Origin of the sequence: Oerskovia douganii (genome assembly GCF_015142735.1) — a bacterium.
Classification (GTDB): Bacteria; Actinomycetota; Actinomycetes; order Actinomycetales; family Cellulomonadaceae; genus Oerskovia; species Oerskovia douganii.
Genome location: NZ_JACSPN010000010.1, coordinates 119184 through 128126, shown reverse-complemented (window position 1 = coordinate 128126; position 8943 = coordinate 119184). Strand labels below are relative to the sequence as shown.

Genomic DNA, 8943 nt, shown 5'->3' with positions numbered 1-8943 from the left:
GTGGAGGCGATCTACTACGAGGACGACGTGCCGTCGGAGTGGAGCGACTACTACCGGGCGAACGTGGAGTTCTTCGACGACCTGGGGTCGCCGGGTGGTGCGGCGAAGATGGGCATGATCGACAAGGACGACCCCATGATCGCGGCCCTGGCACCGCAGGCCTGAACGACGGCCCCGGTCGCGCCCCGGGCCCGGGCCGGGCTCAGCGCAGGGCGCGCCCGAGGTCCCGGGCCAGGGCTGCGCCGTCGGGCCCGCCTGCCGTGGGGACGCCGTGCGCGGGGCGCCGGGGGCGGCGCGGACCGGGCAGCGTCCCGAGGAACGTCCCGCCGCCCCTGCCCGACGTCGGTGCCGGGGGCTCGTGCGCCAGGATCTTCTCCGTGGGCGTGAGCTGACGGATGCCGATCGCCGCCACGTGCGTCGGGTGCCGCGTCGCGGCGGCCGCGTAGATCTCCGGGTCGTGCTGGCCGTCGTCGCCGAGCAGCAGCCAGCCGACGTCGGGCAGCTCGCGCACCAGACGATCGATCGCGTTGCCCTTGTGCTCCTGGCCGCTGCGGAACCAGCCCGTGGCCGTAGGTCCCCAGTCGGTCAGGAGGAGCGCACCGGGAGGGAAGCCGTTGCGGTCGAGGAAGCGTTCGAGGTTGCCCGCCGTGTTCCACGCGCCGTTCGACAAGTACACGAACGGGGCTTCCGGATGTACAGAGGCGATGCCGTGGTACAGGTCCGCCATGCCGGGTACGGGCCGCCGCTCGCTCGCGTGGAGGCCGAACGTGTTCCACACCGCACGCAGCAGGCTGGGGACCATGGTGACCATCACGGTGTCGTCGATGTCGCTCACGACCCCCAGCCGACGGCCGTGCCCCACCACGAAGACGCGCGCCGTCGCGGTCGCGCCGCTCGCCGTCGCGAGCTCGACGTCGTGCCACCCCGGCGCGAGCGAGACGTCGAGCATCCCGTCGACGTACCCGTCGCGGTCCGCGACCAGGTCCGTCACGAGGCGCTCCGCGCCCCCCTGGTCGTCGGTGCGCGTCACCGACGCGCGCACCACCTCGGCAGGCGCGGACACCGTCAGGTAGTTGCGCCACCCGCGGCGGTTCCAGACCAGGTCCGCCCGTCGCCGCGGGCGGCTCAGCAGCACGCGCGCCAGCACCCGCACCGACTCCTCGGTGCCGTACCCGACGTACGCCTCGATGCGCGGCGTCCAGCCCCGCGCCCGCAAGAACTTCACCGCGGCCGCCCGGAGGCGGTCCTCGAGCCGTGCCGAGAGGTGCAGGCGCTCGACCGGAGGGGTGGGGGACGGGAGGTGCGTCTGGTGCATGGGATCCGCTCGTCGAAGGTGCTGGTCTCCCACCTTGGCACAAGGACGCCCGCTTCATCGGGCGAGGTGCGACGTGGCGCCCGATGGTGCCCGGCCGCAGGCTCGGCACGTGCCACGACGCCGGGTCGCGTACGCGGCCACGGCGATCCCGAGCGCGACGCTCCACAGGGGCCAGAGCACACCAGGACCGAACGCGGCCCAGCCGGACAGGACCTCTGCCGGGGACATCTCCAGGAGGCCCTTGATCATCGAGAGGCCCGCCGGGAGGATCGCGACCGCGACCACCGAGCCGGGGACGACGGCGAGCGCGACAGGGACCAGCCGCCCGGCCAGGCCCGGGATCCAGCGGGGGAAGACCTCTCCCCACCGCTGCACCAGGCCGAGAGTCAGCACCGCCCCGACCAGCGCGAACAGTGCGAGCCCCGCCGCGGGGGCGACCAGCCGGCCGGCGTCCTGCTCGTACATCTCGGGGTCGAGCCCGAGCGGGTACCCCAGCACCCAGACCAGCCGCGTGACCGCGTACAGGCACGGGACGATCGCCGCGACGATCGCGGCGGGGCGTCCCCAGGCCACGATGCCCGACGGCGACGCGGAGGTCTCCCCGGCGGGTGCCGGTGCGTGGCCGTCGGTCGGCTCGTCCAGGCGACCGCAGGCCTCGCACGCCCCGCTGCTGCGCCGGACGAAGAGGACGGTCGTGGCCGCGAGGAGGACCAGGGCCACGAGCACGCCGAGCTGGAGCAGGAACGCCGGCGCGACGTACTGGTCGAAGGCCCCCGCGAGCTCCGGGTCGAACGGCGCCCGGACCAGGACCACCGGGAGATATCCCAGGCGGGCGAGCAGGCTGGTGTCGGCGAACACGACACCGAGCGCCGTGACGAGCACGGTGACCGTGACGGCCGCAGTGCGCACCCGGCGCGACGTCGGGCGGTCGGCACGTGACGACATCCAGGCGGCGTGCGCCGCCCCGACCAGTCCCAGGGTGGCGAGCAACGCGGTCAGGCTGCCGCTCGGGACGGAGTCGACGATCGTGCCGGCTGCGTCGGGCGTCGACGCCCCGACAGGCAGGTGACGTCCGACGAGGACGGCGGTGAGCGCTGTGGTGGCTCCAGCGAGCCACCACCCGACCGTGAGACCCGGGACCCACCGCGGCCACCGCGGGGCGTCCCCGGGAGGGCGCGTCCCCCCGTCCGGCCGTGGGCCGGCGGGACCGTGCGGACGGTGCCCGGCTCGTGCTGACGTCGTGGTCGTGAGGTCGGTGTCGTCCATGGTGTCTCCCGAGGTGACGGCCGCCGGCGGTCCCGGCGAGCTGTCCCTCCAGGTTCCCGGCGCGCGGCCGGGGCAGGATCACCCGACCCGGTGAGCGAGGTCCCCCGCACGGGTGAACGGACCCGGGTTCAGCGACATGACCAGCGGGCTCAGGTGCCCGGCAACACGAAACCCGACTCGTACGCAGCGACGACGGCCTGCGTGCGGTCACGGACGCCGAGCTTGGCGAGCAGGTTGCCCACGTGGGTGCGCACCGTCTCGACCCCGAGGAACAGCTCGCGGGCGATCTCCTGGTTGGACCTCCCGGTGGCCATGAGGCGCAGCACCTCGCCCTCGCGCTCCGTGAGCCGTGACGACCGCAGGGCATCACCTCGTGCCGGGCGGGCGGTCGCCAGCCGTCGCACCGCGTCGGGGAACAGCAACGACTCCCCGTGGGCCACGACCCGCACGGCCTGGGCCAGGTCCTCGGGGCGGGCCCGCTTGAGGAGGAAGCCGTGCGCCCCCGCACGCAGCGCGTCGAGCACGTGGTCGTCGTTCTCGAACGTCGTCATGACGAGGACCCGGGGAGCGGAGGCGCGGGCGACGATCGCGCGCGTCGCAGCGATCCCGTCGACGCGCGGCATGCGGACGTCGAGCAGCACGACGTCGGGACGGGTCGCCTCGACCGCGCCAGGCACCTCGGCACCGTCCGCGGCCTCCCCGACGACCTCGAGGTCTGGCTCGGCGTCGAGGATCACCCGCAGGCCCACCCGGACCAGAGGCTCGTCGTCGACGACGAGGACACGCAGGACCCCGCCGGGACCCGTCCGTGCGCCACCGCTCCCTGGCCGCTCGGGCACGTCAGGGCTCGTCCGTCTCACGAGGCCACCTCGTCCGACGCGGCGCCGCGAGCTCCGAGCGGCAACGACGCCCGCACGACCCACGCCCCGCCGTCGGGCCCCGCGAACAGCGTGCCCCCGAGCGCGGTCACCCGCTCCTGCATCCCCGGCAGCCCCCGGCCCCGCCGCACCGACGCCCCGCCCGGCGGGGACGACCACGGGTGCCTGACCTCGATCCTGAGGTCGTCCGCGCGGACCACCCGGACGTGGATCGGTGCTCCCGGCGCATGCCGCAACGCGTTGGTGAGCGACTCCTGGGCGATCCGGTAGATCTCGCGCGTCACCGTCAGCGGTGCCCGGCCCACCTCGCCCACGAGGCGCAGCGTGACGTCTGCGCCCGCCGCGCGCGCGTGGCGGACGAGCATCGCGACGTCGTCGTCGTGGCCGGTCGGCGCGTCGCTCCCCGGGTCGCTCCCCGGGTCGCTCCCCGGGTCGCGCAGGCGGCGCAGCAGGTCGTCGAGCTCCGTCAGGGCGCGGCGCCCCGTCTCCTCGATGGCCTCGAGCGCACGCCGTGCGGCCTGCGGGTCGGTCTCCAGGGTTCGGTTCGCCGCCGCGGCCTGGAGCACGGTGATGGTCAGGGCGTGACCGACGCCGTCGTGCACGTCGCGCGCGAGGCGGTTGCGTGCGGTCAGGCGCGCGGCCTGCGTCTCGAGCTCGGCGATCCGCTCGCTCTGGTCGGGCCCCAGCAGCACCGGCGCCGCCGACCGCAGCACCGCGCGCGCCCCGACGACGACGTACGGCAAGGAGACGAGCACGAGCAGCGCGGCCGCGATGCGAGCCGCCTCGCCGGCCAGCACACCGGTCATCCACCCGGGCTCGACGAACGGCGCACCGAACACCGAGAGCACGAGGTCCAGCACGAGGGGTACCACGACCAGCAGCACCGCGACCGCGACGAGGCCGAGCAGCAGGTGGAGCGTGAACCAGGCCGCAGCACGCCACCGGGCGGGAGCGCTCGGCGGGCCCGACGGGACGGGCACGTCGACGTCGAGCAGGGTGCGCACCGCGAGGACCTCGACCGTCCGGACCGGTGCGAGGAAGGGGGGCACGGCCGCAAGGACCGTCGCGACGATCGCGAGCACGACGGTCGTGGGAGTTGCGGTCCGCGGCTCGGCGAACATCTGCACGAACCCTGCGCCGAGCAGCCCGTACGCTCCGGCGACCACGCCGCCCACGACCAGGAAGACCCCGGCCCGCACCGTCGCCCCCGACGTCAGGGGCGCGACCAGAGCGCGCAACCGGACGCGTGGTCTCGGTGCGGCACGTGCTGCCTCGCGGGACGAGCCGGACATCTCGTCATCATGTCAGGCGCGGCCCCGGGCCGCCCGGGGCGCGGTGCGCGGGACGAGGCGTTCCTCAGCACCCCGTCGCGCGGAGCGCCTCAGCACCCCGTCGCGCGGAGCGCCTCAGCACTCGATGACGTTGACCGCGAGGCCACCCGTCGAGGTCTCCTTGTACTTGGTCGACATGTCGAGCCCCGTCTGGCGCATGGTCTCGATGACCGTGTCCAGGGAGACGACGTGCGCGCCGTCCCCCTGGAGAGCCAGCTTGGCGGCCGAGACCGCGGTGCAGGCCGCGATCGCGTTGCGCTCGATGCACGGGACCTGGACCAGTCCGCCGACCGGGTCGCACGTGAGCCCCAGGTTGTGCTCCATCGCGATCTCCGCGGCGTTCTCCACCTGCGCCGGGGTGCCGCCGAGCACCGCGCAGATGGCCCCCGCCGCCATGGAGCAGGCCGAGCCGACCTCGCCCTGGCACCCGGCCTCGGCCCCCGAGATCGACGCGTTGCGCTTGTAGAGCGCCCCGATCGCTCCTGCCGTGAGCAGGAACGTGCGCATGGCCAGGCGTGCGGCGTCCTCGTCGGCCGCGAGGTCGGGGTGTATCCGCAGGAAGTGCCGGCCGACCGCGGGGATGATGCCCGCGGCCCCGTTCGTGGGGGCCGTGACGACGCGACGGGCGTCGGCGTTCTCCTCGTTGACGGCCATGGCATAGGCCTGGAGCCACTCGATCGAGTGGTCGTTGTGTGCGGCCGCCCCGCTCGCGGCTTCAGCGGCCTCGAGCTTCTCGCGCTGCGCCCGGGCCCGACGGCGGACCTTGAGCCTCCCCGGAAGCATCCCGCGGCGGTCCAGGCCCGCGTCGACGCACTCGCTCATGGTGCGCCAGATCCGGTCGAGGCCCTCGCCGACCTCTGCGGCGGGCCGCAACGACACCTCGTTCTCCCACGCGGTCTCCGCGATGCTGCGCCCCTCCAGGGTGCACGACGCGAGGAGCTCGGCCGCGTTGGCGAACGGGTGCGGGACGTCCGCAGGCTCGGTGGCCGGGTCGATCGGGGCGCCCGCGAGCTCGGCTGCGTGCTGGGCCTCCTCGTTCGCCGCGGCGGCGTCGAGCTCCTCCTGCGTGAGCACGAACCCGCCGCCGACCGAGTAGTACACCTGCTCGGCCACGGCCGCGCCGCCCGCGTCGAGGGCCGTGAACCGCATCCCGTTGGGGTGCCCGGGCAGGCGTGTGAGCGGCGCGAGGCGGACGTCGGCGCTCGACATGGTCACCGTGCGGCGGCCCAGGAGCCGGACCTCGTGCCCGTCGCCGAGGCGCTCCCAGCACCCCGGCACCTCGTCGGGGTCGCACGTCTCCGGGTCGAGCCCGCGCAGACCGGCGACCACGGCGTCGGGTGTCCCGTGCCCGATGCCGGTCGCGCCGAGCGACCCGCACAGCACCACCTTCACCCCGGTCACCTGGTCGAGGAGCCCCTGCTCGTCGAGCGAGCGCGCGAACGTCGTGCCCGCACGCATGGGGCCGACCGTGTGCGAGCTCGACGGCCCGATGCCGACGGAGAAGAGGTCGAGGACGCTGACGTACGAGGACATTGCCCCATGGTCGCATCTCAGAGGGTGGACAGGCCCGTCGGCCCTGGGGCGAGGCGGTCGTGGCGGCCGACCGGGCCCGACAGCTCGGCGTCCGGGCTACCCGGCGTCCCCCGTGCTGTCGCCGCTCCCGGGCCTCCCAGGGGTCCCGGTCACGACCGGGCACGTCGCGAGGTGGTCGTCCACGAGCCCGCACGCCTGCATGGCCGCGTAGGCGGTCGTCGGGCCGATGAACCGGAAACCCTCCTTCTTGAGCGCCTTGGCCAGGGCGACCGACTCGGGGGTGCTGGCTGCGACGTCCGCGAAGGTCCGGGGACGTGGTCGGTCGGCAGGGGTGCCGTCGTCGGGCGCTCGGGAACCTCCCGGGGCGAACGACCAGAACAGCTCGTCGAGCGTCCGGCCCTGCTCGTGCAGCGCCAGCAGGGCGCGTGCGTTCGAGATGGTCGCCTCGATCTTCATGCGGTTGCGGATGATCGACGCGTCCTGGAGGAGCCGCTCGACGTCCTCCTCGGTGAAGCGCGCGACGACCTGCGGGTCGAAGCCCGCGAACGCTGCGCGGAACGCCGGTCGCTTGCGCAGGACCGTGATCCACGCGAGGCCGGACTGGAAGGCCTCGAGGGCGAGCCGCTCGAACAGGGCCTCGTCCCCGTGGACCGGCCGCCCCCACTCGGTGTCGTGGTACTCCTCGTAGAGCGGGTCGCCGTCGCCGAAGCAGCGGGCGCCCGGGGCCGGGACCGCAGGTGCGTCGGCCGGTGCGGCGAGCGGCGCCGTGGGCTCGGGGGCGTGCTGGTCGGTGGCGTCGGTCGTGGTCATGACCCCACTCTTGCGCACGACGCCCACACACGGCCGGTCCGGTCGGCGCGCTGTGGAGGACGTCGCGCGGTCGCGCGCCTGTGCACGGCCCGAGCTCGCGGAGGCCTGCGGATCAGACGTCGGCGACCCGAGGGGGGAGCTGCTGCTCCGCGATCGCGCGCAACGCCTGGAGATGCCCGGTCAGTGCGGTCCTACCGGATGGCGTGAGGGCGGCCCAGGTCCGTGGCCGCCGACCGACGCGGTCCTTGGTGATCTCCACGTACCCGGCGTCCTCGAGAACCGTGAGCTGCTTGGAGAGTGCCGAGTCGGACACCTCGATCGCGTCGCGCAGCGACTTGAAGTCCGCCTTCTCGACCCCGGCGAGCGCCGCGACGACCGAGAGGCGGACGGGGGAGTGGATCACGTCGTCGAGCCGGTGGCGGGGGTGCGACGCGGTCATGCCGTGCGTCCCGCGTGGCGAGGCAGGAGAGCGACCGCGACCATCGGGACGGCGGTGACCAGCGCCGCGGGGAGCCAGTAGGCGAGGTTGCCCGCCTGGGCCGGCAGACCGAGGACGAGCGTCGCGCCGTAGAGCACGGCCCAGAGGACGACCGCGAGCAGGTAGCGGCCGTTCAGGCTGCGCGCCCGGATGCCCTGGCGGGCGGCCCAGATCGCGATCGTGCCGCCGAACAGGGGGCCGATCAGTGAGCCGATCACGATCCCGGGGATCCCCCCGAGGCCCACGAGCAGCACGACGGCGATCGTCATGGCCGCCCAGGCGAGGAGGAGGCTCCGGACCCACCGGTGACCGATTCCCGCGGTCCTCGCGGTGCTCCGTGCGGCGAGGTCGAGGGCGGCCGCCGCCTCGCGGGGGGTCGGGGTGGTCGCGGTGGGGGCGTCGTTGCTCATGTCGTCCATCGAAGCATCTACTTTCCCAATTGGCAAGTAGAGGCGCGATCGGCATGTGGTGTGGCTCCGCCGCTGACACGGAGCGAGGGCGGTGGGAACCGCGCCCAGGTCATGGACGCGGTTCCCACCGCCCTCGAGAGGCGCGGCGTCACCGTCGACTGTGAGGCGCCGCGCGGGAACGCGCTGGTCTGCCGTTGCTCAGATGGTGAGCCGGCGGCGCAGTCCCAGTCCGATCCCGACGACACCGGCGAGCAGGCTGCCGCCCGCGATCGCCGACATGCCGAGCGAGAGCTTGCCTGCCGGGCTGTTCTCGACGTCCGACTTCATCTTGGTCGTCCCGTCGGAGATCTCGACGGTGCCGTCGGCCAGCGTCCCCGCACCCTCGGCCAGCGTCGTGGTGCCCTCGGCGAGCTCTCCTGCACCGTCGGCCAGCGTCGTGGTGCCGGCGTGCAGCGTGCCCGCGCCCTCGGCGAGAGCGGCGTTGCCGGCGGCCAGGGTCGTCGCACCGCTCGAGAGGGCGTTGATGCCGGTGTGCAGGTTCAGCGACCCGGTCTCGAGCCGGGTCGTCCCAGCGAACAGGTCCCGGGCGCCCGTGGCAAGCTTCGTGTTGCCCGCAGCGAGCTCGCCGAGCTTGGTCGAGAGCGTGCCCGCCCCGTCCGCCGCCGCCCAGGCCCCGTCGGAGACCTTGAGGGCGCCAGGGGCGAGTGCGCTGAGCCCGGTGTTGAGGTCGCCGGCGCCGGTGGCGGCCTCCTGGATGCCGGGGGCGAGGCGGCCCAGGCCGTTGGTGATGTCGGTGGAGCCGGTGGCGGCCTTCTGGATGCCGGGGGCGAGTGCGCCGAGTCCGTTGGTGATGTCGGTGGAGCCGGTGGCAGCCTTCTGGATGCCGGGGGCGAGTGCGCCGAGTCCGGTGTTGAGGGTGGTG

At 74.2% G+C, this 8943-nt stretch carries 8 protein-coding genes and 2 pseudogenes; 1 reads left to right on the top strand and 9 read right to left on the bottom strand.

The genetic code is table 11. The features are described from left to right. Positions 1-165 (top strand): annotated as a pseudogene (locus H9623_RS09740) (ferredoxin); the annotation flags it as partial. A gap of 37 nt (positions 166-202) precedes the next feature. Here the strand turns inward: H9623_RS09740 and H9623_RS09735 are convergent. The 9 genes and pseudogenes from H9623_RS09735 to H9623_RS09695 form a co-directional block, all read right to left on the bottom strand. Beyond that, a complete protein-coding gene (locus H9623_RS09735) occupies positions 203-1315 on the bottom strand; it encodes an App1 family protein (protein WP_193719856.1) in 1113 nt (370 codons plus the stop codon). A gap of 54 nt (positions 1316-1369) precedes the next feature. Further along, entirely contained in the window at positions 1370-2581 is a 1212-nt protein-coding gene (locus H9623_RS09730; protein WP_193719855.1) for a hypothetical protein, read from the bottom strand. A gap of 149 nt (positions 2582-2730) precedes the next feature. Further along, positions 2731-3441: a response regulator gene (locus H9623_RS09725; protein ID WP_456093952.1), complete on the bottom strand. Its 711-nt coding sequence runs from the start codon at positions 3439-3441 to the stop codon at positions 2731-2733. Then, positions 3438-4751: a sensor histidine kinase gene (locus H9623_RS09720; protein WP_193719854.1), complete on the bottom strand. Its 1314-nt coding sequence runs from the start codon at positions 4749-4751 to the stop codon at positions 3438-3440. Before H9623_RS09720 ends, H9623_RS09725 begins: the two co-directional genes overlap by 4 nt. Positions 4752-4865: 114 nt before the next feature. Further along, positions 4866-6323, bottom strand: a complete 1458-nt coding sequence (locus H9623_RS09715) for an L-serine ammonia-lyase (RefSeq protein ID WP_193719853.1) — start codon at positions 6321-6323, stop codon at positions 4866-4868. 96 nt (positions 6324-6419) lie between these two features. Beyond that, positions 6420-7133: a DNA-3-methyladenine glycosylase I gene (locus H9623_RS09710; RefSeq protein WP_193719852.1), complete on the bottom strand. Its 714-nt coding sequence runs from the start codon at positions 7131-7133 to the stop codon at positions 6420-6422. 112 nt (positions 7134-7245) lie between these two features. Then, on the bottom strand, positions 7246-7572 hold the full coding sequence (locus H9623_RS09705) for a winged helix-turn-helix domain-containing protein (RefSeq protein WP_193719851.1): 327 nt from the start codon (positions 7570-7572) through the stop codon (positions 7246-7248). Beyond that, positions 7569-8021 carry a hypothetical protein gene (locus H9623_RS09700; RefSeq protein WP_193719850.1) on the bottom strand — a complete coding sequence of 151 codons (453 nt, stop codon included), beginning with the start codon at positions 8019-8021 and terminating at the stop codon, positions 7569-7571. Before H9623_RS09700 ends, H9623_RS09705 begins: the two co-directional genes overlap by 4 nt. 198 nt (positions 8022-8219) lie before the next feature. Beyond that, positions 8220-8943: pseudogene (locus tag H9623_RS09695) on the bottom strand (hypothetical protein); the annotation flags it as partial.